At 70.1% G+C, this 22,771-nt stretch carries 18 protein-coding genes; 7 read left to right on the forward strand and 11 right to left on the reverse strand.

Annotated elements, in window-relative coordinates; genetic code table 11:
- Positions 1-400: 400 nt before the first annotated feature.
- Entirely contained in the window at positions 401-4,162 is a 3,762-nt protein-coding gene (locus tag Q9G87_RS28435) for an nSTAND1 domain-containing NTPase (RefSeq protein ID WP_305919550.1), read from the forward strand.
- Positions 4,163-4,754: 592 nt separating this feature from the next.
- On the opposite strand, the gene Q9G87_RS28440 is transcribed toward Q9G87_RS28435, so the two are convergent.
- From Q9G87_RS28440 to Q9G87_RS28450, 3 genes are all read right to left on the reverse strand, one after another.
- The gene (locus Q9G87_RS28440) at positions 4,755-5,540 is read right to left on the reverse strand and encodes a class I SAM-dependent methyltransferase (protein WP_305919551.1); all 786 of its coding nucleotides are present in this window, start codon (positions 5,538-5,540) and stop codon (positions 4,755-4,757) included.
- A 53-nt stretch (positions 5,541-5,593) separates the two neighbouring features.
- Positions 5,594-6,142, reverse strand: a complete 549-nt coding sequence (locus tag Q9G87_RS28445; RefSeq protein WP_305919552.1) for a type II toxin-antitoxin system Phd/YefM family antitoxin — start codon at positions 6,140-6,142, stop codon at positions 5,594-5,596.
- A gap of 69 nt (positions 6,143-6,211) precedes the next feature.
- Positions 6,212-6,574 carry a DsrE family protein gene (locus tag Q9G87_RS28450; RefSeq protein ID WP_305919553.1) on the reverse strand — a complete coding sequence of 121 codons (363 nt, stop codon included), beginning with the start codon at positions 6,572-6,574 and terminating at the stop codon, positions 6,212-6,214.
- A gap of 116 nt (positions 6,575-6,690) precedes the next feature.
- On the opposite strand from Q9G87_RS28450, the gene Q9G87_RS28455 reads away from it, so the two are divergent.
- Positions 6,691-7,383 (forward strand): winged helix-turn-helix transcriptional regulator, encoded by a 693-nt coding sequence (locus Q9G87_RS28455; RefSeq protein WP_305919554.1) that lies wholly within the window; start codon positions 6,691-6,693, stop codon positions 7,381-7,383.
- A 13-nt stretch (positions 7,384-7,396) separates the two neighbouring features.
- On the opposite strand, the gene Q9G87_RS28460 is transcribed toward Q9G87_RS28455, so the two are convergent.
- From Q9G87_RS28460 to Q9G87_RS28475, 4 genes are all read right to left on the reverse strand, one after another.
- Positions 7,397-8,923 (reverse strand): nitrilase-related carbon-nitrogen hydrolase, encoded by a 1,527-nt coding sequence (locus Q9G87_RS28460; protein ID WP_305919555.1) that lies wholly within the window; start codon positions 8,921-8,923, stop codon positions 7,397-7,399.
- Positions 8,920-9,156: a hypothetical protein gene (locus tag Q9G87_RS28465; RefSeq protein ID WP_305919556.1), complete on the reverse strand. Its 237-nt coding sequence runs from the start codon at positions 9,154-9,156 to the stop codon at positions 8,920-8,922. The genes Q9G87_RS28460 and Q9G87_RS28465 overlap by 4 nt, the downstream gene beginning before the upstream one ends.
- A 100-nt stretch (positions 9,157-9,256) precedes the next feature.
- Positions 9,257-11,602 (reverse strand): LuxR C-terminal-related transcriptional regulator, encoded by a 2,346-nt coding sequence (locus Q9G87_RS28470; protein WP_305919557.1) that lies wholly within the window; start codon positions 11,600-11,602, stop codon positions 9,257-9,259.
- An 88-nt stretch (positions 11,603-11,690) separates the two neighbouring features.
- The gene (locus Q9G87_RS28475; RefSeq protein ID WP_305919558.1) at positions 11,691-12,167 is read right to left on the reverse strand and encodes a MarR family winged helix-turn-helix transcriptional regulator; all 477 of its coding nucleotides are present in this window, start codon (positions 12,165-12,167) and stop codon (positions 11,691-11,693) included.
- Between the two features lie 92 nt (positions 12,168-12,259).
- Here Q9G87_RS28475 and Q9G87_RS28480 point away from each other — a divergent pair, with 92 nt between their 5' ends.
- Entirely contained in the window at positions 12,260-12,712 is a 453-nt protein-coding gene (locus tag Q9G87_RS28480) for an SgcJ/EcaC family oxidoreductase (RefSeq protein WP_305919559.1), read from the forward strand.
- Between the two features lie 43 nt (positions 12,713-12,755).
- Here the strand turns inward: Q9G87_RS28480 and Q9G87_RS28485 are convergent, their stop codons facing one another.
- From Q9G87_RS28485 to Q9G87_RS28500, 4 genes are all read right to left on the reverse strand, one after another.
- Entirely contained in the window at positions 12,756-13,388 is a 633-nt protein-coding gene (locus Q9G87_RS28485; protein ID WP_305919560.1) for a response regulator transcription factor, read from the reverse strand.
- The gene (locus tag Q9G87_RS28490) at positions 13,385-15,439 is read right to left on the reverse strand and encodes a sensor histidine kinase (protein WP_305919561.1); all 2,055 of its coding nucleotides are present in this window, start codon (positions 15,437-15,439) and stop codon (positions 13,385-13,387) included. The genes Q9G87_RS28485 and Q9G87_RS28490 overlap by 4 nt, the downstream gene beginning before the upstream one ends.
- Positions 15,440-15,462: 23 nt before the next feature.
- Entirely contained in the window at positions 15,463-16,095 is a 633-nt protein-coding gene (locus Q9G87_RS28495) for a hypothetical protein (RefSeq protein WP_305919562.1), read from the reverse strand.
- Between the two features lie 265 nt (positions 16,096-16,360).
- The gene (locus Q9G87_RS28500) at positions 16,361-19,072 is read right to left on the reverse strand and encodes a SpoIIE family protein phosphatase (RefSeq protein WP_305919563.1); all 2,712 of its coding nucleotides are present in this window, start codon (positions 19,070-19,072) and stop codon (positions 16,361-16,363) included.
- Positions 19,073-19,344: 272 nt separating this feature from the next.
- Here Q9G87_RS28500 and Q9G87_RS28505 point away from each other — a divergent pair, with 272 nt between their 5' ends.
- Genes Q9G87_RS28505 through Q9G87_RS28520 form a run of 4 tightly spaced genes read left to right on the forward strand, consistent with a single transcriptional unit; the run spans position 19,345 to position 22,683 of the window.
- Positions 19,345-20,238, forward strand: coding sequence for an ABC transporter ATP-binding protein (locus Q9G87_RS28505; RefSeq protein ID WP_305919564.1), 894 nt, complete (start codon positions 19,345-19,347; stop codon positions 20,236-20,238).
- Positions 20,235-20,957 (forward strand): ABC transporter permease, encoded by a 723-nt coding sequence (locus Q9G87_RS28510; RefSeq protein ID WP_305919565.1) that lies wholly within the window; start codon positions 20,235-20,237, stop codon positions 20,955-20,957. Before Q9G87_RS28505 ends, Q9G87_RS28510 begins: the two co-directional genes overlap by 4 nt.
- A complete protein-coding gene (locus tag Q9G87_RS28515; protein WP_305919717.1) occupies positions 20,957-22,093 on the forward strand; it encodes a sensor histidine kinase in 1,137 nt (378 codons plus the stop codon). The genes Q9G87_RS28510 and Q9G87_RS28515 overlap by 1 nt, the downstream gene beginning before the upstream one ends.
- Positions 22,090-22,683: a response regulator transcription factor gene (locus Q9G87_RS28520; protein ID WP_305919566.1), complete on the forward strand. Its 594-nt coding sequence runs from the start codon at positions 22,090-22,092 to the stop codon at positions 22,681-22,683. Before Q9G87_RS28515 ends, Q9G87_RS28520 begins: the two co-directional genes overlap by 4 nt.
- The last annotated feature ends 88 nt before the right edge of the window (positions 22,684-22,771 follow it).

Consider the following 22,771-nt stretch of genomic DNA (forward strand, 5'->3'; position numbering starts at 1 on the left):
GCCATGCGTGACGCGTTGCTCTGCCGTTCATCTGTCCTCGAAATTCGGCGGTCCCGGAGCTCGTGCGCATGGATGTCCTTTCGCAGGTGGCCGATCAACAGGGGACGGGATCACGAGACTGGCCGCGATCATCAGCAGTGGCTGAGACCGATCTTCAAGCAGGCCGGGACGGGTCACACGGACGTGTGACCCGTCCCGGCGGTTCCCAAGGGCAAGCGGTCCCCGTGGCGCTTGCCCACCGAGGCCTGTTGGCACCAGGATCGTGGCGGCAAGATTGTTCGGCACCCCTCATCGGGCAGGCAAACAATGCTTTCCCCGGCGCATGAATCCGCTCCGCGCTGCAACGCTCGCGATCGGCGAGCCGGGGTGAACAGTTAGTGTGATCAGCGAGCACATCTGAATGTCGTCTGGTGAATGGAGTCCCGCAGCGGTGGTGGGCCGTCGTGAAAGTCCGGTGGACCCGGCAGCGGGACCGGTTCAACGCTTTGCCTCCGAGTTACGCAAGCTGCGCCAGGAAGCGGGCGGCCTCACCTATCGGGCCATGGCCAAGCGTGCCGGTTATTCGGTCACCACGCTGTCGCAGGCGGCGGCGGGTGAGCGTCTGGCTTCACTGCCCGTCGTCCTCGCCTTCGTGGAAACATGCGGCGGAGACGTCTCAGAATGGGAGCGCCGCTGGCAGCAGGTCACTCATGAAGTGGCCCGCGAGAGCGCGGACGATGACGGTGCCGCCGGGCCGTACCTTGGCCTGGCCCCCTACGACACCCACGATTCCGGACGTTTCTTCGGACGGGATCGGCTCGTCGAGGAATTGCACGAGCTGCTTCGACAGCATCGTTTCGCGGCGGTGTTCGGCCCTTCGGGCAGTGGCAAGTCGTCCCTGTTGCGGGCAGGGCTCGTGCCTGCCGCACACGGAGAGACGACGCCCACGGGCGAATCCCTCGGGCAGAGCCGGATACTCACACCGGGCGAGCACCCGATGCTGCACGCCGACCGGCTCCTCCCGGGCGAGGGCGACTCCGCCACGCTGATCGTGGTCGACCAGTTCGAGGAGGTGTTCACGCTCTGCCATGACCCGCGCGAGCGGGGGCAGTTCATCGACCTCCTGCTCAACGCGCGGAAACCGCAGAGCCGGATGAAAGTGGTCATAGCGGTGCGCGCCGACTTCTACGGGCGATGTGCCGAGCACCGCGAGCTCACCGGAGCCCTGCGCGAGGCCAACCTGCTGGTGGGCCCGATGAACCAGGAAGAGCTCAGAGAAGCGATCGTCCGGCCGGCCATGGCCGAGGGCTTGACCGTGGAGCGAGCGCTGACGACCGAGATCGTCACCGACGTCGCCGACGAGCCCGGGGCACTTCCGCTGATGTCGCACGCGCTGCGGGAGGTCTGGCGCCGCCGTACAGGGAAGATGCTGACCTTGGACGCCTACGAGAGCGTGGGCAGAGTCCACGGGGCGATCAGCCATACCGCGGAGAAGCTCTATGCGGGCCTGTCGCCGGCTCAGGCGAGGATCGCCCGGCGAATACTGCTCAGGCTGATCAATCCAGGCGAGCAGGCCCAGGACACCCGCCGTCCCGCCGCCCGGGCGGAGCTGGACCCGTACGAGGAGTCGGACACCGCGCTGGTCATCGAGCATCTGGCCAGGGCCAGGCTGCTCACGCTGCACCAGGACACCGTGGAGCTCGCGCACGAGGCCTTGATCGAGTCGTGGCCGCGACTGCGTGGATGGGTGGACGAAGGGCGCGATCGCCTGCGTACACATCGGCAGTTGACCGACGCGGCCAAAGCGTGGGAGGCGCATGGCCGGGATGCCGGGCTCCTCTACCGGGGCACCCGCCTGGCCGTCGTCGACAAGCTGTTCATTGAGCCGGGTGACCGCGACGACCTCACACCCCTGGAACGGAACTTCGTTGACGCAAGCGCGGCGCTGGCCCGGCGCACCTCCCAGAGGCGGGTCACCGTCTCGGCCGTCCTGGTGGTCTTGCTGGTCGCCTCCATGGTCGCGGCGGGAGTCGCCATCCGGCAAGCCGGCCTGGCCGACGATCGGCTGGAGGAGGCGACGGCCCGGCTGGCCGCCAGGCGCGCGGCCGCCCTGCGGTTGAGCGACCCGAAGCTGGCCCGCCGATTGAGCGCCGCGGCCTGGCGGATGGCCCAGGTCCCCGAGGCCAAGAGCGAGCTGATCGACTCGATGGCGCTCCCCTTGGTCGACGTCTTCACCGCCCCGTACAGCCCAACGGACTTGGTGCATGGGCTCAGCGTGGATGGCACCAGACTGGCCGTCTACACACCCGGCACGGCGGTCGAGCCGGGCGCACTGCGCGTGCTTGACCTGGCCACGAAGAAGGAGGTCGCCAGCGCCAGATGGCCGTGGCAACAGGTCTCGGAAGTGGTGTGGAGTCCTGACGGCCGTACGCTGGCGGTGAACGACCGGCGCAACGCACAGCTATGGACCGTCGGCGCCGGAGGCCTGACGGACCTCGGCGTGGCATTCCCCCAGCTCGACCCAACGGAGTTCAGCCCGGACGGGCGCTTTCTCATCGGGGCCCGCGATGGGATGAAGGAAGCCTGGAGCATCGCGGACCGGAAGCGCGTGCTCGACGAGCCGGTCAGTGCCATCAGCCCGGACGGCCGGCTGGCCCTGGTCATCCCGGCGGAAGCCAGTGAATCGACGACCACCCCGCCGTCCCCCGGCAGCAGGGCGAGCTCGAGGCGGCGAGTGGAGCTCTGGGACATCGAGAAGCGCAAGCCGCTCCGGGCCCCCTGGCTACCAGAAACCGCCACGGAAGGCGTGTTCAGTCCAGACGGGAAGCACCTGGCCGTCTCGACCAACAACGGTGTCCGGCTGTGGGAAATCTCCTCGGGCAAGGACGTCCTACGCCCGCTGCTCCCGCCTGCGGAACGTGTGGAGTTCAGCCCCGACGGCCGGTTTCTGGCCGGGATGCGGGGCGGCGGGTGGGCGATGCTGTGGCGGGTGGACGACGGCTCGCTGCTGATGAGCACCTCGCTTCTCTCCGGAGTTGTGGGAGCCGATCCCCGTATCTCGACGGATGCCCAGGTTCTCCGGGTGATCGGTCAGTTCGGCACGGTGAACGTCCTGGACATCTCCCCCTACACCCGCTCGGAGGTGCTCGCTCCGGGAAGCGACAAGCGGCTGTTCAGCCCTGACGGCCGCTTCCTGGTGACGACGAATCACCGAGAAGGCCGGCCGGAGGTGCGCATTTGGGATGTCGCCGCGCGGAAAGCGGTGAGCGGCCCGCTACCCGTCGACGATGTCCCCGAAAACGACCCGACGGAGACGGCGTACTCCCCGGTGTTCAGCCCCGGTGGGCGCACGCTTGCGCTCGCCCACCCCAGGTCGCCCGTGGTGACCTTGTGGGACGTCACGAACGGCCGCAACATCGGCGCATTGCGCGTCCGGAGACAAGGAGCCGTCGGAGTCTTGTCCATGGCCTTCTCCCCCGACGGCAGAACCGCCGCGGTCGCCCCCCTCAGCGCCAACCCGGATAAAGAAGAGTCGCTCGACGGCCTGATTTTCGACGACCTGGAGCTGTGGGACGTGAGAGCCAGAAGATGGATCCGCACCGTCTCCGGTGCGGGATCAGGGGTCATGATCTTCGAGCCAGACGGGCGCCGGTTGTTGGTGGACAAATCCAGCAAGGGGCGAATCCTGGTCGATACGGCCACCGGAGAGATACGCCAGCACTCATCCGACGCCCGCGCCCAGGGAGAGATTCTCTTCATCGAGAACATGGCCGCGATCGGGGACATGGACGGGCGTTTGGCGTTCTGGGACAGGGGATTACGCAGGCTCCTGGCCCCGCCACAGGCCGCGCACTCGGCATCGATCAACGCCCTTGTCCCTTACCCGCAGGCCGAGCTCCTCGCCACCGTCGCCAGCGAAGGCGACTTCGGCATCCAGCTATGGGACTGGCGGGGATATCAGCGGATCGCCTCACCGATCAGCTTCAACACCCATTCCGTACCGGCAGCCGTGGCATTCAACCGGAGCGCTCTCCTCGTCTCATCCACCGACGGTTCCTTACGTGAGATCATTGTCGATCCCGGCACTGCCGCCGCCCTGATCTGTCACCGCGACGGTGGCCTGTCCCCTGCCGAGTGGCAACAACACATCCCAGAACTCGCCTACCAAAAGACCTGCCACTGACGATAGCCCGCGAGAGACTGCGGCCGTTTCTCCCAGGGTTGCGATCTGCGGGGTCTTTGATCTCGGTGATTGTTTGGTCCCACGATCACACTCATGACAAGTAGCAAGAACGCGCAGCCATGGGGTTATGCGCGAAAGGTGTCGCCGCAAGCCGCATGAACCGGGCCATGCTGGGCCTGGCGCACAGCCGGTCCAGGTGTTGAGCAGCGAGGCGGTGTCGCGGCGCGAGATGTGGACGCCGGTCTCGGCTCCGCCGGGACCGCGCCCGCGACGGCATGGTCGCGCACGAGCTGCGGGCGGAGCCGGTCGGGCAGGACAGACGGCGCTGTTCCGCGGCTGGTCCACCCGGCTCAGCCGGGTCTTCGACGGCCTCGCCGGAGGATCCCTCCAGGAGGGGTGCCCAAGTATACGAGAGCGGCACGGTCGTCGATGTGGCGCTCGGGAGCCGAGCCGACACGCATCATCGAGGTGTACACGCCGGGTGGATTCGAGCTCTTCTTCAAGGACTTCGGAGACCGGTTGAGCCAAGGATCGATCGGGCTCGACGAGCTGAATCGCCTTGGCGAGCCGCACGGCATCCGTTTCTTCCAGCCTACGACGGTACCTCGACGACGAAGCACAGGAAGGCGAGCTTGTCCGCGAAGTCCTGGAAGTCGTCCGGAAACAGCTCACGGGCGGCCGGGTCGACCTGCGGCTCGCTGATGACGGCAAGGCGGAAGCCGGCGGTGGTGAAGGCGGCGGTCATCGCCTGCAACGGCCTGGTCCAGAAGGTCATCGGGTAGGACTGTCCGTTGAACGTCCATGCGTCGGTATAGCTGGTGGTGGCGAAATAGCTGGGCCGAGGATTCTGTGCCAGGTGCTCCACGAAAGGGTGGTTGACCGACGCGATCAGGCGGCCGCCGGGCCTGAGCACTCGCCGCATCTCGGCCAGCGTCGGCCCCCAGTCCTCCAGATAGTGCAGCACCAGCGACGCGACCACGTCGTCGAACGCACCGTCGGCGAACGGCAGCGGATCACGCACGTCGACCACGTGCAGGGCCGCGTCGTCACCGAGTCGCCGCCTGGCCAACGCCAGCATCCCGGCGCTGGAGTCGATGCCGGTGACGACCGCACCGCGATCGCGTAGTGCAGCGGACAGGGGGCCTGAGCCACAGCCGGCGTCCAGGACCCGGCGGCCGGCCACGTCCCCTACGAGGGCCATGATCGAGGACCGCGCCCAGTACTCGTTCATGATGCTGTTCTCGGTTTCCGCCGCGTACGCCTCGGCGAAACCGTCGTAGTCGTTCACCTGGTCCGGATCTGCAGGCTGGGTTGCGGGCGAATCCCAGACAGGATGCCCTACGGCGATGTTCTCGGGCCCGTCGGTTACGCGTTCCATCGTCGCAGCCTAACGATCTTTGGTCGCGTTTCTGGACGTTTGTGTCAAGTGGGTCAGCCCGGCTGACGCCATGGCGGCGGCTCGGCGAGGGCGCGCAGCGCTTCACGGGCGTTGCGCCCGGCCCCGGCCGAGACCTCGGCGCCGTCCTTATCGCGGGCGACGGCCAGGACGAGCCCCTCCACGGGATCGCGGGAGAGCGCAATGGTGTGGCCGCCGACCAGCAGTGCGTCGGCGGCCGGATGGTCCGAGGGAGCGGCCTTGTCCAGCAGGACATGGGCCGCGACCAGGCCGGCGACCGGGTTGCGGTGGCGGCCCAGAAGCACGGGCTCCCCGTAGGGGTCGGCGACCTGGCGGATGAGATCGCCGAGCTTGGACCGCGCCGTCGACACCGGCACGAGGGGCAGGCCGCTCCACACCCCGCCCACCTTCGACAACGGCACCAGCCCGGCCCACTGCCAGCGCTCGCGGGTGATCATGATGGTTCTGCCGTTCCTGGCCTCCTCCACGAGCGAGCCCCAGCGGGCGCGGGCGTCTTCGACGGAGAAGGGGACGCCGAGCAGCGTCACGAGCTGGTCGTACGACGGCCGTTCTGCGTTGATCATCCGAAGATCGTAAGGTGCCTTACGGAATTATCGCAAGCCGCCTTACGAATATGGCGCCCTGCCGCCCGGTCAGTAGCTGAACGTCGTCGCCCCGTCGCCGATCCAACGCCACATGGGCACCGTGCCGCCGATCTCGGCGGACTTGATCAGCTGGGTCTCGTCGAGGCCCTTGGCGTTGAAGCAGATCGGGCAGACCAGGAACGTTCCACCCGCGTTCTGGTACCGCTGGACCAGATCGGGCAGCGGCGGGCAGCCGTTGCAGGCCACTCCGGTGGCGACGCCGTGCAACGCCAGCCGGACCGCCTCCTTGGTCAGGAACATCAGCGTCGGCCGGCCTTCCTCGGCCGCACCGACCGCGACCAGGAACGCCACGGTGACCCGCTCAGGGTCCTCCAGGCCGGTGGTCAGGCTAATAACTGCTTTTCCGGACATATCACTCCTCCTCGAATGTGCTTTCCCCTTCGTCAATGAGATTGCGTGACGCGCGACCAACGGCCCAGTACTTTTTTTGTAGTGGCGAGGGCTGGGCCCCGCCGAGAGGTGGAGCCATGAAACGCTACGGCCAGTACTGCCCGGTCGCCCGGGCCGCCGAGATCCTTGCCGAACGTTGGACGCTGCTCGTCATCCGCGAGCTGCTTTGGGGTGAGGACCGGTTCAACGCCATCGCCCGCGGCCTCCCCCGGATGTCGCCGTCGCTGCTCGCGGCGCGGCTACGCGAGCTGCAGCGGGCCGGTCTCGTGCAGCGCCACCTCATCGACGGCGAGCCCCGCTACCGGCTCACCCCGGCCGGGCTGGAGCTGCAGCCACTGCTGGAGCAGATAGGCGCGTGGGGTGTGCGCTGGATGCACGAGCTGCGCCCGGACGAGTTCGACCCCGTACTGCTGATGCTCGACATCAAACGGCAGTCGCAGCCGGCCTGCATGCCCGAGCGAGCGGCCACGGTGCAACTCCACTTCCAGGACGCGCCGACCGGGCAGCAGCGATGGTGGCTGGTGCTCTCCCGGTCCGGCGGCGCCGACGTGTGCGACACCGACCCGGGCTTCCCCGTCAGCGTGTGGCTGGAGACCGAGGTAGCGACCCTCACCCGCATCTGGATGGGCGACATGAGCTGGTCGGCGGCGCTCCGCGGTGCGGCACTGCGCCTGAGCGGTGACCCCGCCGCCTGCCGGGCGCTGCCGCAGTGGCTCGACGTCAGCCCGTTCGCTGCCGTCGAGCGGGCGGCGGTGTCATTGCCCCGGTGAAACTGCCGACTGCCTAGCCCAGCAGAGCGGGTTCCGTGGCCCTGTCGGGCTCTGCTGTGGCCGGTCGGCGGAACCGGCGGACGGCTGCCGCGACCGTCATCGCGAGCAGGCCGGTGAGGCAGAGCCAGGCGACGCCGTCGCCCACCCACTGGCTGTACGGAGTGGACCGTCCGTGGACGGGCACCGTGACCGTCATCGTGTGGTCGGTCGTGCGGGCGTCGCCGGTGAACCAGCTCGCCTCGTACCCGATCATCCGGCCCTGGTGGTCGACGGCCATGGAGGTCCCGCGCCGAGCGGGCCGGACGACGCTCATCCCGTTCTCCACGCCGCGCAGCACGGCCTGCTGTGCGAGTGCGTCGGTGACCTGTGCCCAGTCGCTGGAGGGCAGGAGCAGGATGTCGGCCCCGGCCTGCCCGGCCTGCCGGATCAGCGGCATGAAGTTGGCGTCGAAGCAGATGGCGGTCGCCAGCCGGCCGTACGGGGTGTCTATGGTGGGCACCACCCCGGGGCCGGGAACATTGCCGTCACTGAGGGGCGTGGACGTCTTGAGGTAGTTCCAGACGACCGAGCCACCGGGGTCGATCATGATGGCCCGGATCTCGACGTTGGGGCTCCGCTCTCTGGGCAACCGGTAGACCACGCCGATCTGGAGGTAGATCCGTTCCGCTCGGGCGACCGCCTGCGCTCGTTCGACCACCGCTGCGCCGTCCTCGACGAAGTCGAAGGCCGCGGCCTCGGACCACGTGACGATTCTGGCTCCCGAGCGGGCGGCCGTCACCGTGCGGTCGAGCAGGTCGTCGAGCGCCGGGGCGTAGTAGCGTTGTCGCAGCTCCGCGCGTTCCGCCGCGCTACGCGGCCCAGCCTTGATGCGGGCGGCCGCAGCCGCGTCGTCGGCTGCCCGGTTCGGCGCCAGTGCGGCCACCCGGACGGTCGATCCGGCCGGTGGGTCGAACGCCAGCCGCGCCCCGCCCAGCAGCAGGACGGCGGCCAGGCTACAGACCCATATGACAGCGCTCCGGCCGGCGGCTCGCAGGTCGAAGCCGCGTTCCCACAGCTCGTTGCACACCGGTGCGGTCCAGGCCATCAGGAACGCGAGCCCCCACAGGCCGGTCACCGACACCGACTGCAGCAGCGGCAGGTTTCCCACCTGGGTGCCCGCCTGATGCCCCATCGTGCCCATATCGCCGGTGCTGAAGAGAAATCCCACCGCGACGTCGGCCGCCGGGAAGACGAGGGTGCGGGGCAGCCCGCTCAGCCAGCGGCCGAGCAGCCCGTCCAGTGCGTACGGCACGACGCCGAGCACGCCGGCGCCGGCCGCGAGTATCGCAATCCGGTCACCCGGAAAGGCGCCCCGGAAGCTGATCGCGGCACCGACGGCCACCGCGACGGCCAGGGCCGGCAGCGCCCATCGGGCCCGGGTGGTCCGGGTGAAACGCAGCAGCAGCACCGGCGCCACCCACGCGGCCAGCGGAATGGTGGTCTGCAGAAAGGTGAACGGCAGCAGGGCCGTACCGGCCAGCAGCCAGAGCCACGATCTCATCGGTCCCCCCGCTCCGCGTCTGACGGGATGGCCTTGACGAGCAGCAGCTCGCCGTCCACGTCCCACAGCAGATCGAGTACGGCCCGCAGCGCGGCCTGGTCGACGGCCAGGCTCGGGATCACCGTGCGGTCGCCGTCCGACTGGACGACCACCGCACTGAACCGGCGGCGTAGTTCGTCGTTGAGGCCGCTCGGGAGAACCCCGCGGACCTCCACCCTGTAGTTCGTCGTCATGTCGCGCCCTTTCGTCGTCTGGCGCGAAGCATCGCGGGCAACGGGGGGAGGGCACACCACCCAGGGGGTGGGACCACCCAGGGTGGAGCGCGGAGCCGCGTCAGATCAGCCCGAGGTCGCGCCCGCGTTGGACGGCTTCGGCGCGGGAGGTGACGTCGAGTTTGCGGTACAGGCTCTTGCTGTAGCCCTTCACCGTGTTCATCGACAGGTAGAGCTCCGCGCCGATCTCCCGCTGGCTCAGCGGACCGCACAGAGCACGCAGGATGGAGTGCTCCCGGTCGGTGAGCGGTTCCGCCAGCCTGCCGGCCCGGCTGGTCATGGCCGTTGTGTTCCGCCCGACCCGCAGGCGCGTCCCGGTGAGGGCGGCGGCCACCGCGGGGAACACCGGCCCGCTCCGCGCCACCTCGTCGGCCTCGGACAGAGCGGCCGACGCCGCACGGCGGTCCCCGCAGGCCAGTTCCAGCTCCGCCAGAGTGACCAGGGCCCGTACGACCTGGGTGGGATGACCGGTGATCTGGGCCAGGTCCACGGCGTGGCGCAGCAGCTCCCGCGCCCGGATCAGCTGCCCGTCGCGATGGGCGACGACGCCCTCGGCCAGCCGCAGGAAGACCACCGCCGGCGCGGCGGCCTCCCCGAGCTCGGCCTCGATCGCCGCGACCTCGGGCAGCACGCCTCGCAACAGCACCCGTACGTGCTCGGTATCGCCTCCGTTCGACAGGGCGATGGCGAGCAGGCCGGTGGCCTGGAGCCGGATGAACGCGGGCAGGCCGGCCACCGCGGCCCGCTCCACCGCCTGCGCCAGCACCCGCGCCGCGTCATCGTGGTGACCTGTGCCGGACATGACGCTCCCGAGAGCGATCCGGGAGATCACCCACCCAGGGATCCCGGGGTCCACCTCCAGGTCGACGGAACGGCGGGCCATGGCGAGCAGTTCCTCTGGAGTCCAGCCGTCCTGGGCGTACACGGCACGCAGCGTCATCGCCGCCGCGTGCCCCGACCGCCATCCGGCGGGCGGGGCGGTGCCGGCGGTCATGGCGGCCTCGGCGGTGTCGAGCAGCGGGGCCACGCGGTGGAGGCGGCCGGTCAAGCCCGCGGCCGACGCGAGCGAGATGCCCAGCCTCGGATTGGCCCGTACGGCCTCTGCGTCGAGGCTGTCACCGAGCCGCAGGTAGGCGCCGATCGCGCCGCGGGCAAGGAAGTCGTCGTCGGCGGCGGCCAGCAGCTCCGCCGCGCCGTGCTGGTCACCGGCCGCGATCAGGTAGCGGATCGCCTCCTCCTGATCTCCGGCGTCGGCATGCCACCCGGCGGCCCGGCTCAGGAGCTGCGGCCCGGCCTCGGGAGCCACTGTGGCCAGCTCGCGCCGGAGAGCTTCGCGGAACAGCCGGTGATAGCGGTACCAGAACCGCTGGGAGTCCAGCGCGACGAGGAACAGATCGGCCCGTTCCAACTCGGCCAGCGCCAGTTGGGAGTCGGCACGTTCCAGGACGGTGTCACACAGCGGCCCGCACAGCTGATCGAGCACGGATGTGCGGAGCAGGAAGTCGCGCTGCCCGGCGCGCAGGCCGTCGAGCACCTCGCTGGTGAGGTAGTCGATGACGTGCCGCTCGTCGCCGCCGAGCGTGTCCACGCCGGCCGGAGGGCTCGGGGCGGCCCGGATCGCCAGCGCCATCAGCTTGATCCCGGCCGCCCACCCTTCGGTCCGGTGGACCAGGGCGGCGACCCCATCGGTGCCGAGGGCGTCGCCTGCCACCCCGCTGACCAGGCCGGTCGCCTCGTCGCCGGTGAAGCGCAGCCCTGCCGCGCGGATCTCGGCCAGCTCTCCGCCGGCCCTGAGCCGGGCCAGCGGCAGCGCCGGGTCCAGCCGGGAGGCGACGATCAGGCGGAGGGAGGGCGGCAGGTAGCTGAGAAAGAACTCGACGGCCTCGTGGATCCGGCGGTCCCGGAGCACGTGGTAGTCGTCGAGCACGAGGGCGTGCCGCCCTGTCATCGCTTCGAGGTCGTTGAGCAGGGTGGGCACGGCCACCTCGAGCGGGTCGACCTCGGTCACCCGTAAGGCCTTCAGCGCCGCGCCGCCCAGCCCGGCACCGCCCAGCCCGGCACCATCCAGCCCCGTGCCGCGCAGCGCCGGGCTCACCGTCCGCAGGGCCGAAATCAGATAGGTCCAGAACCGGTGCGGCTCATCGTCGGAGTCGTCCAGCGTGAGCCACGCGACGGTGGTGCCGCCTGCGGGGGCGATTCGCCGGGCCCAGTCGGCGAGCAGGGTGGTCTTCCCCCATCCCGCGGGCGCGACCACGACGGCCAGGCGCTGGGAGTGGTCGTCGAGCACCGTGGTCAGCCTGCCCCTGCCGACGGTGCCCGGCCGGACTGGCGGGACCAGCAGTTTGCCATTGATAAGGGGGTGCGTGAGCCCTGGCGCGGCAGGCGGCCGCTCATCCTGCAGAGCCATCCGGCCTCCGCTCGCCCAGAACAGGTGATGTCGCCCAGTGTGTCACCCGATCGCGGCCTCTGCCTGCGGAGTGTCAGGCGTCGCGGCGTTAGCGGCCTCCCGCTGCTGGTTGGGGTATGGCTTCGTGGTCGCGGAGTTCGTTGGTGGCTTCCTGGTAGGCGGTGGCGGCGCGGGCGAAGTAGTCGAACAGTACGGCGCGCTGCTCGGGGGTGTAGTCCTGGATGATCGCGCCGATTTTCTCGCGGGCCGGGGCCAGGGCCTCGTCCAGGCCCGATGGAGCGGCGACCGGCTCGACGATGACCTTGCGGCGGTCGCCGGGGTCGGGGACGCGGCGGACGTATCCGGCCTGCTCCAGGCGATCGATCAGCCGTGTGGTGGGGCCGGTGGTCAGGCCCGTACGGCGGCCGAGTTCGCCAGGGGTCAGGGCCCCCGTCAGCGTCAGGATGTTCAGCGCATACAGGTCGGTCGCGCCCAGGTCGACGGCCTTGGCGCCGGCGTGGCCGTGCAACAGCACGGCGCTGAGATATCGCCGATAGACCGCTGCGGCCTTCTCGGGTGTTGACACGTACCGGCCTCCCTCCTAATCTCTTCCTTAAGGAAGAGAAATCTTCAAGGCATTAACTTCTCCTAAGAAGTTATCACGAGAGGGCCTCACCCATGAACGCTCACACCGCTGACACCCAGGCCATCACCGCCGTGATCGACCGCCTCACCACCGCCTGGAACCGCGGCGACGGCGCCGCCTACGGCGCACAGTTCACCGCCGATGCCACCTACATCACCTATGTCGGCACTCTCTACATCGGCGCACAGGAGATCGGAGACGCCCACCAGGTGCTGTTCGACAGTTTCCTCAAGGGCACCAACCTGGCCAGTCAGACCCTCAGCATCCGCTTCACCGGCCCCGACTCCGCCCTGGTCGTCACCCGCGGCGACACCTACAAGGGCAAGCCCGGCAAGCTGCACAAGATCCAGACCTACACCCTGCTCCGCCGGCCCGGCGGCGACTGGAAGATCGCCGCCTTCCAGAACACCAAGCACCAGGCCGTCATGGAGGCCATCTCCTTCGCGTTCCAGCCGGCCAGCAAGCCCGCCGCCACCCACGCCTGAACCACCGCCCGCCTCCAGCCCGCTGAACCTGCTTCCTGACGGCTCAGGTCAGTCCGCCCTGGCGTGCCTTGACAATCGCCTCGGCCCGGTTGGCCACATCGAGCTTGGCGAAGATGCTGCTCACCCGATTACGGACGGTCTTGTCTGACAGGTGCAGCCGCTGGGCGATGACCTGGTTGCCCAACCCGGCCGCGACCAACCTCAGCACCTCACGCTCCCCATCCGACAACTCGGGGAACGGCTTGGCCACCACGCCGCCGCCGGCGTTGAAGAACGCCTTCAGCCGTCGCGCGACGTGCGGGCCGTAGACGGCCTCGCCTGCCGCCACCGCCGTGAGGGCGCGGCCGATTTCGGCGCTTCCGGCTCCCTTGAGCAGATAGCCGAGGGCGCCGGCCTGGATGGCCGCGAACACCGCCTCGTCGTCGGCGACCATCGTCAGCATCAACACCCGGGCGTCGGGCCACTCCTCGAGGATCCGCCGGGTCGCGGTGACCCCGTCGATGCCGGGCATCTGGATGTCCATGAGGACGACGTCCGGCCGGTGCCGCAGTGCCTCCTGTACGCCCGCCTCGCCATCCGGGGCTTCCGCGGCGACGGTCACGTTCAGCTCTTCCAGCAGCACCGCCAGCCCTTTTCTGAACACCGGGTGATCGTCGACGAGCACGGCGGTCGTCATGAGCGGTCCCCTGGGTGGAGGGGGATCAGGGCGGCGACGGTCGTCCCCTTGCCGGGAGCGCTGTCGAGCCGCACGGTTCCGCCGAGTTCGGCGGCCCGTTCCCGCATGCTGGCCATCCCGACGCCTGCCCGGTTCACGGCGAGGTCGAAGCCGGTCCCGTCGTCGGTCACCGAGACCGCGAGGTCGTCGCCGGCCTCCCTGAGGGTGACGGTGACCTGCCGGGGACCACCATGTCGCAGCGCGTTGCTGACCGCTTCCTGGACAATCCGGTAGGCCGCGACCTCGACGGCGGCAGGCAGCTCCAGGGACGAGCCGAGTTCGGCGTGCACGGTGATCGACGGTACCTCATCGGTATCGACAGCGGCGGTGGCGGCCAGCCCCGAGGTCAGCGCGCCGACGAGCCCGAGCTCGTCGAGTGCCGGCGGGCGGAGCCCACGGACCAGGCGCCGTACGTCCGCGATCGCCTCGGCCGTCTGGTCGGCCGCCACGCCGATCAGGCGCGCGGTCCTGCCGGTATCGCCGCGGCCGAGCACGCTGCCCGCCGTGTCGACGGTCATCGCGATCGCGGCCAGCTGCGGTCCGAGGCCGTCGTGGAGGTCCCGCCGCAGCCGCCGGCGTTCCTCCTCCCGAGTGGTCACCAGCCGGTCGCGGCTGCGTTCGAGGTGGTGGGTCAAGCGCACCGCCTGCGCGGTGCTGGCCAGGGGGCCTGTCAGGGCGGCGAGCACCGCTCGGTCCTGCGGGTCCAGAATCGTCGAGCCGGTACGGGGCATCGCGTGCAGGACTCCCACGGTCTCACCGTGCAGCTCGAGGGGGAAGGAGCCGGCCAGGCGGAGGTCCACATGCCCGGCAGAGGTCTCGACGTCAGGCCCGTCAGGCATCCGTACGCTCACCGCGACGCCACGCAACCGGAGCCCAAGGGCAACGGCGGTGGCGGCCTCACGCATGGCCTGCCGGGGTGAGGCCGCGCCGCGGACCGCGGCATCCACCCGGAGAAACAGGACATGCGGGTCGGCCCGATCGCCGTACAACAGCCGGTCGATGGCGCGCTGAACCCGGATCCGAGCCGGATGGAAAAGCAGTGCGATCGTGAACGCCGCCGTGAACGAGGCGGCTCGGCTCGTCTCGCCCAGAACGATCCCGGCCCAGCCGACGACCGCGGCGTAGACCAGAGCCGCCCCGGACAGCAGCACCCCGGCCACGAGGGTGCGGTTGACCAGCACGTCGATGTCGTAGAGCCGATAGCGGAGCGCGGCGACGACGATGCAGGAAGGGATCAACAGGACGGCGAGCGCACGCACCCACCACGGTGCCACCGCGGTGGCGACGACGGTGGCCGCGACGCCGTACCCGATCCATGCGATCTGCCGTCGCTCCGCCCCATCGGCGCGCCGGAATCGCACCACCAGGGAAGCCAGGCCGAGCAGCATCAATGCGACACAGCCGCCCAGCAGCGCCAGCCCCACGGGAAGCACGACGGGCTCGATCGCGTCGATGCCCAGCGGGTTCTCCGGGACCGACGCGAACCCCAGCTCTCGAGGTGTCACCGCGGCCACCACCGTTGCCCCGGTGACGAGCGCGGCCGCCACCCTCGGCAGCCGCGACCACCACCCAGCCAGCGGCCGGCCTTCTGGCAGCAGCAGCGGCAGGAGCACCGCGACCAGGCCGAGCGGCGGGATCCAGCACCAGGTCGTCAACCACGCCGCGGCGCCGGCCAGCGGCCGCAGGTCCAGTCCCAGAAGCCGCGTGTCCAGACCGGCCGCGTCGCTCCAAGCCGTGAACGACAGAGAAAGGACATAGCATCCGGCGAACGCGCTGATCGTGACCAGGAGCAAGCCGATCCGCCGCGCCCGCTCGTGCCCGGCCAGCCAGGCGCCGGCGGCGGCATAGGCCGGCGCCAGGACCGCTTCCGGCGTGCCCATCAGCCGTTCCAGGTAATCGGCACCGGTCAGCACCGGCAGCGCGACCGCGGCGAGGGCGGCGGCCACGGCCAGCGCCGAGACCAGCCGGGCCACCGCCGGCACCGCCCGGCCTGTCCGGTATTCGTCCTGCATAGCGTGGCAAGTATAGGAGCGCCCTACTGTCCGGTTCGGCCGTTGACGATTGACGGGCGGGCGAACGTCACCAGGATCGAACGTGCGGCGCCGACGCAGGCCACGATCCACAACCAGTGCGCGTCGACGGGACCGGCGTTGCGGAGGCCGAAGTCCACGACCAGGAACGCCAGCATGGTGAGCGCGACCCACCGGGGTACGGACTTCGTGAGCAGCAGACCGACGATCAACACCAGCAGGCCGAGCGCGGTGCCGACCAGGAAGGGTGCCAGGAACGTCAGGCCCAGGAGCGGATGCGCCTCGACCCCGTCGAGCAGGGCGCCCGCCCGCACCAGGTCCGTGCTCTGGCTCAGCGGCACCTGCACCAAGGACATCACGTGCATGCCGAAGAAGCCGAACATGCCGGTGAGCAGCAACGCGACGGCGACGCGACCGGTGCGCGGCGCGCGTTGCCCCAGTAGGTGAGCCAGGGCCAGGAAGCCGATGCACATGAACGGAATCGCGAGCGTGCCGAGCATGACGAGGACCGGGTAGGTCACGCCCGAGCCGGCGATCGCCTGCAGCTTCTCTGCGCCTGTCGCAGGCTGTGCGGGCAGCAGCAGCCGCATCCCGATGGACTCGGCGCCATTGAGGAGCGCTCCCCCGACAAGGCCCACGGCTGCGAGCCGCCGGGAAACCGGGACCGTACGGGGGGTGGGCTCATCGTGGCCAGGCGGAGTCGACGTGGGGAGCGTCGATGTGGGGAGTGTGGTGTGGGGCATCGGATTCTCTTCCCTCTCGCCGGCGCTGGTTGCACCGGGTGTCAGCAATGAGAATCCATCGCGGGCTGTCCCTGCCGTGAGGGTCCGGTGTCCCTCCTCGGGAGGGACAGTCGCACGGCCAGGCGGAGCGTGCTCGCCTCGTTGAGGAGCCGACGGTGGCTCACTCATCGTCCAGCAGGTCGAACAGGTCCAGGCCGGCCCCTTCGGGGAGCAGGTCAGGCGATGAGCACGTGAGAGGTTGTTCGGTCCAGATGCATTTGCCGGTGGCGGTGAAGCGGGTGCCCCAGCGATGAGCGATCGCGGAGACCAGCTGGAGCCCGCGTCCGCCCTCGTCGGTTTCGGCGGCGCGGCGGATGCGGGGGGTGGTCTGGCTGCCGTCGGAGACCTCGCAAGTGAGCACATTGCTGCGGAGCAGGCGCAGGTTGATGGGGCCCTTGGCGTGGCGGATGACGTTGCCGACCAGTTCGCTGGCCAGGAGCTCGGTGGTCATCGAGAGGTCGTCCAGGTGCCAGGTGCTGAGCTGGGTCCGGACGTGCTCGCGGGCCTCGCCCGCGGCCTTGGGGTGATCGGGCAGCGGCCAGGAGGCCATGTCGTCGCCCGACAGCGCGTGGGTACGGACGACCAGCAGGGCGGCGTCGTCGGCGGTCCCCCGCCTGACGGGCAGCAGGGTAGCGATGAGGGTGTCGCACAGGGATTCGAGGTATTCAGCCCCCGTCGCGTCCGGCGCGGCGGAGTGATCCTTGCGCCCGTACAGACCTCTTGAGATCGTGCTGCTGAGCGCCCTGGAGAGGCTGGCCATGCCCTGGTCGATGTCGAGGGAGGACGACTCGACCAGGCCGTCGGTGTACAGCACCAGCAGGCTGCCGTCGGGCAGGTCCATTTCCACGGTGTCGAAGGGCGGGGTGGCGGCGCCGAGGGGCGAGTTCGGGTCGGCGTCGGGGAAGTGCACGCTGCCGTCGGGATGCACCACGGCGGGCGGGGGATGGCCGGCGCGGGCCAGGACACAGGACCGGTTGGTGGGGTCGTAGACCAGGTACAGGCAGGTGGCGTAGAAGTCGTCGCCGAGGTCGCTGACCAGGTCGTTGAGGTGGGCGAGCAGTTCGTCGGGAGGCAGCTCCAGGTCGGCCAGGGTGCGGACGGCGGTGCGCAGGCGGCCCATGGTGACGGCCTCGGACACGCCGTGCCCCATGACGTCGCCGATGACGATGGCGACCCGGTCCGCCGACAGCGGGATCACGTCGTACCAGTCGCCACCCACCTCCATCTCCGCGCCGGCGGGCAGGTAGCGGGCCGCGGAGGTGACCGCGGGCAGGTCGGGCAGTTCGCGCGGGAGCAGGCCGCGTTGCAGTTCCTTGGCGCGGGTGTGCTCCCTGTCGTACAGGCGGGCGCGCTCCATGGCCTGGGCGACCAGCCCGCTGAGCGCGGTGAGCAGGTTGCGCTCCTCGTCGGTGAACTGGCGCGGATCGGTGAAGGAGACGACGCAGCTGCCCACGGGGCGTCCGGAGGCGATCAGCGGCAGGAAGGCCCACGCTTGCTTGCCTCCCGACGCCAGAAGGCCGGCCGTCGTGGGGTAACTCTCGATGTACTCCTCGACCGAGGTGATGAACAGCGGCGTACGCTCCCGCAGAACCCCCGTGATCGGTAGCCCCCAGGAGGCCGGCATCCGGGCCACCTGGTCGATGAACTCCTTCGGAAACCCGGCGAACCCGACCGGCCGCAGGTGGTCGCCCTCCAGGAAGGCGAGCATCAGTCCGGTGGCGCCGAACAACGGCAGGATGTGATTGGCGGCGGCGTCCACGACGTCGCGAACGGTGACCGCCTCGGCCAGCGCTCTGGTCAGCTGCCTGATGTGGGAGGCCCGCTCCGCGGAAGCGCGCTCGGCGTCATGAGTCTGCGGTTCGATGACCAATTCCAGGGTCTCATGGGTCTTGGTGACGTCCCACAGGGTGCCGGCCATGCGTGCCGGTTCGCCGTTCTCATCGAGCACCACTTGGCCGCGGACCCGTACCCAGCCGGTCGTCCCGTCCGGGCGGCACACCCGATATTCGGTGCTGTGCATTCTCCCCGTGCGGATCGCCTCGTCGATGTCGGACAGCACCCACGGCAGATCCTCGGGATGGATGACGCCCGTCCAGGTATCGATGCGGCCATCGAAGGAATCCGGATCGACGCCGAGCACGGTGAACATCTCATCGTTCCAGATGACATCACCGGTCCAAATGTCCCAATCCCACGTGCCGACCGCCTGCAGGTCCGGCTGGAGATCCGCGCCGGTGGGCGGGTCCTGCCATCCCGTGAGGGTCAAACCGGGCGGAGGTACGGTGGACCTGTTCAGGCGTTCGCCGGCCCATCGGCCCAGCGTGTCGAGGAAGGCTCGTTGCCCGGCCGACGGGCTGCGCGAGGAGAGCGTCACGACCGACAGCGTGCCGACCGGCCCGCCGGGGCGGAGCAGCGGGACGGCCGCCATCGCCGTGCTTACCGCGGCTTCGGCCCTGTCCGGGCGTCCGCCCGCCGACGCGTCACGGTCGGGCATCCCATTGAGGTTCGCCATGGGCACCCGCACGAACGCACTGTCCCGGAACGCGCGGGCCGGGGCGAGCGGGCCGTTTCCGTCAAGGCGCTCCCATTCTTGGGTAAAGGCCGGGGGTAGCCCGCTGGACACCACCAGGCGCAGCCCGCCACCGTAGCCGGGGCTGCCGAGATGCACCATGCCGCCCAGCCCGGCAAGATCGGCCACCGCCTGCTGGATCGCGAACCGCAGGAGCTCGATCCCCCGCAGCTCGTCACCGGCCACCGCCAGGAACCGTTTCCGTTTCTCGGAAACCTGGTCCGGCCGCCTGATCCGCAGACCTGGCGCACGCCGTTCGCCCATCCCCATCTCCATCCCTTCAGCACGTCACCGGGGTCTCCGTCAGGGGCAGGTGCGATCCTGCGGAGCCCGGGCTCTGGGACGCGTCTGCGGCACTAATCCGGGAGGAATCTGCATGTATAGGGGGATATGTACAGAGTACAACTACCCGAACACACACTTCATCGCGCCGGACGCCATACCGTCCCCCGGGGAACACACCTGACATTCGTCACATCAGGCACGCTGACGCACGGCACTACAGCCGCCGCCCCTCCCTCAGCCAGCCTGGACGCATGGAAATCGCGCTGGAACTCAAGGCCGTCAGCAAGCGCTACGGCACCACCATCGCGCTGGACGGCGTGGACCTGGACGTAGCACAAGGGCAGACGGTCGCCGTGCTGGGGCCCAACGGGGCGGGCAAAACGACCATGCTGTCTATCGCCCTGGGTCTGCTCTCCCCTGGCGAGGGAACGGCCAGGGTGTTCGGGCGCCCTCCCACCGAGGCGCTCCAACGAGGCGAGGTCGGGGCGTTGCTGCAGGATGCCGGGCTGCTGGACGACGTGCGGGTGGCGGAGCTGGTGACTGCGGTGGCCGGGATGTACCCGCACCCGATGCCGGTCGAGCGGGTGATGCGGGCCGCGGGCGTACAGCACCTCGCGGGGCGGCGGGTCGGGCGGCTGTCCGGTGGGCAGCAGCAGCGGGTGCGGTTCGCTCTGGCGCTGGCCGGTGATCCGACGCTGCTCGTCCTCGACGAACCCACCGTCGGCCTGGACGTGGACAGTCGCCGCGCTCTCTGGCAGGAGGTGCGCGCCCGTACGGCGGAGGGCCGGACGGTGGTGTTCGCCACCCACTACCTCACCGAGGCCGACGACTACGCCGACCGGGTCGTGCTGCTCGCGGACGGCAAGATCGTGGCGGACGGGCCGGTCGACGCCATCAAATCCCTGGTCGGCGGTACGGAGGTCCGCTTCGCGACCGACGGCGCCGACGTGAGCCGGTTCGAAGGGCTGCCCGGTGTTCGGCAGGTGCGGTTCGAGGGACCTGCGGTCGCCCTGCGCACCGGCGACTCGGACGCCACGCTGCGCGCCCTGTTCGCGACGTTCGACGACATCAGGGACGTGCGGACGGCGACCACCGATCTGGAGAGCGCCTTCGTGAGCCTGACGCGCGGAGGACAGGAGCGATGAGGTCGTACTTGACGCTGGAGCTGCGGCGCGGGTTTCGCAACCCCGCCGGGCTGATCTTGCTGACCGGCTTCCCGGTGGCGCTCTACCTGCTGTGGACCAAGGTGCTCAACGTGGTGCCGCAGGAACAGCACGACGACTTCGCCGCCGTCACCATGGTGTCGATGGCCGCGTACGGCGCGATGGGGGGCGCGCTGTTCATCGGCGGCGCCATCGCGCTGGAGCGGGGCAAGGGCTGGGCGCGGCAGCTCGCGGTGACGCCGCTGCCGGCGCACGGCTATGTGGTGGCCAAGCTGATCAGCGGGGCGACCGGCGTGCTGCCCAGCATCGTCGTCGTGCTGGCCGCGGGGGCGTTGGTCGCCGGGGTACGGCTGCCGTGGTGGACCTGGCCGGCCCTGGTGGCGCTGATCTGGGTGGGTGTCATGCCCTTCGCCGCCCTGGGCATCGCCTTCGGCTACACGCTCAAGGGACAAGCCGCGAATCTGGCCATGATGGCGGTCTACTTCGGCCTGTCCATCCTGGGCGGACTGTGGCTGCCCGTACAGCTGATGCCGGAAGGGATGCGGGTGCTGGCCGAGTACAGCCCGGCCTATCAGGCGGGATCGCTCGGCTGGCGGGCGCTGGCGGGCGAGTGGCCCACGGGGACCTCCCTTGGGGTGCTGGCCGCCTGGACCCTGTTGTTCGCCGTACTGGCCGTCTGGCGTTACCGTCGGGCCCTGTGATGCTGGGGATGGCGCCGAGGGACTTCGGCCGGGGCCGCAGGGCGGGCCGGGCCGGGAGCGTGGTCTGGCTGCTGTTGCTGGTCTGGCCGCTCTGGGCGCTGCTGGAGTCGGGACCGAGCGCCTGGCAGGTGGTGTGGGCGCTCGGGGCGGTGGCGGTGTTCGCGGCCTGCTGGGTAGCCGTCATGTGGCGGATGTTCAGCGATCGGAGGCCGCTGCCGTGGGGCGTGGCCGGGCTGATCGTCGCGGCGCTGTCGCTCGCTCCGGTGCTGGGGCCGCCGTGGGTGTACGTCTCGTTCGTGTTCGTCGTCAGCGCGCTGGCCACCTCGCTGAAGGGGGTCGTGTTCGCCGTCGTGACGGCGGTGACGGCGGGCGTGGCGGTGGTCGCGCTGCTGGTGCAGGACATGTCGTTCGGGGGGATCTGGTGGGTGCCGGTCGCCATCGCGGCGCAGGCGGCGGCGGTGGACAGCATGAAGCGGATGGGGATGCTGCTGGCGCTGCTGGACGCGGCCCGCGCCGAGGTGGCGCAGCTGGCCGTGGAGAACGAACGGCTGCGCTTCGCCAGGGATCTGCACGACATCCTGGGGCACACACTGACCTCGATCATCATCAGGAGCCAGCTCGCCGCCCGGCTGGCCCCCACCGATCCCGATCGCGCCGCACGTGAGATGAGCGACATGGAGCAGGTCGCCCGCCAGGCCCTCGACGAGGTACGGCACGCGGTCGCCGGCTATCGCGCGCCGGCGTTGTCGGAGGAGCTCGACAAGGCGGCGCGCGGGCTGCGGCTGGCCGGGATCGAGGTGACGGTCTCACCCGCCGACGGGCCCATTCCCGCCGCCACCGAAACCCTGCTGGCCTGGGCCGTACGGGAGGCCGCGACCAACGTGCTGCGTCACAGCCGGGCCCGCCACTGCTGGATCGACCTGCGGGTGGACCAGGCAACCGCCAGCTTGGAGGTTCGCGACGACGGCTCGGCCGATGCACCTCCCCCGGCCCCGCCCGTCGGCCGGAGCACCGGTAACGGGCTCACCGGGCTGGCCGAGCGGGTCGCGGAGGCCGGCGGGCGGCTGGAGGTCGGCAGGCCGGCGGGCGGCGGCTACCGCCTCTACGCTCGAGTCCCGTTGGGTGATGCCGCATGATCCGCGTACTGATCGCCGACGACCAGGACCTCGTCAGGGGCGGCCTGGCGGCGCTGCTCGCCCTGGAGGACGACATCGAGGTGGTCGCCGAGGTCGGGCGCGGCGACGAGGTCGTCGCCGCGGTGGCCGAACACGACCCCGACGTCGTCCTGCTCGACATCGAGATGCCGGGCCTGTCGGGCCTGGAGGTCGCCGAACGCCTGCGCGGCCGAAGGGTGATCATCGTGACCACGTTCGGCAGGCCCGGTTACCTCAACAGGGCGCTGGAGGCGGGCGTGGCCGGGTTCGTGGTGAAGGATGCCCCGGTCACGGAGCTGACGGCGGCCGTGCGGCGGGTGATGGCGGGCGAGCGGGTGATCGATCCCACCTTGGCGGTCAGCGCCCTGACCGTCGGCCCGAGCCCGCTCACCCAGCGGGAGGCCGAGGTGCTGCGCGCCGCCTCCGACGGCTCGACCGTGGCCGACATCGCCGGTCGGCTGTTCCTCACCGACGGCACCGTACGCAACTACCTGTCCTCGGCCATCGGCAAGACCGGCGCCCGCAACCGCGCCGAGGCCGTCCGCGTCGCCGAGTCCCGCGGCTGGTTGTGACCGGTGACGAACCATCGCAGAAACGGGATACTCGGACCTATCGGCTAACAGCCGCACTGGCGTGTGAAGCAAATTAAGCTCAGAGTGA

Origin of the sequence: Nonomuraea turcica (assembly GCF_030718205.1) — a bacterium.
Lineage (GTDB): Bacteria > Actinomycetota > Actinomycetes > Streptosporangiales > Streptosporangiaceae > Nonomuraea.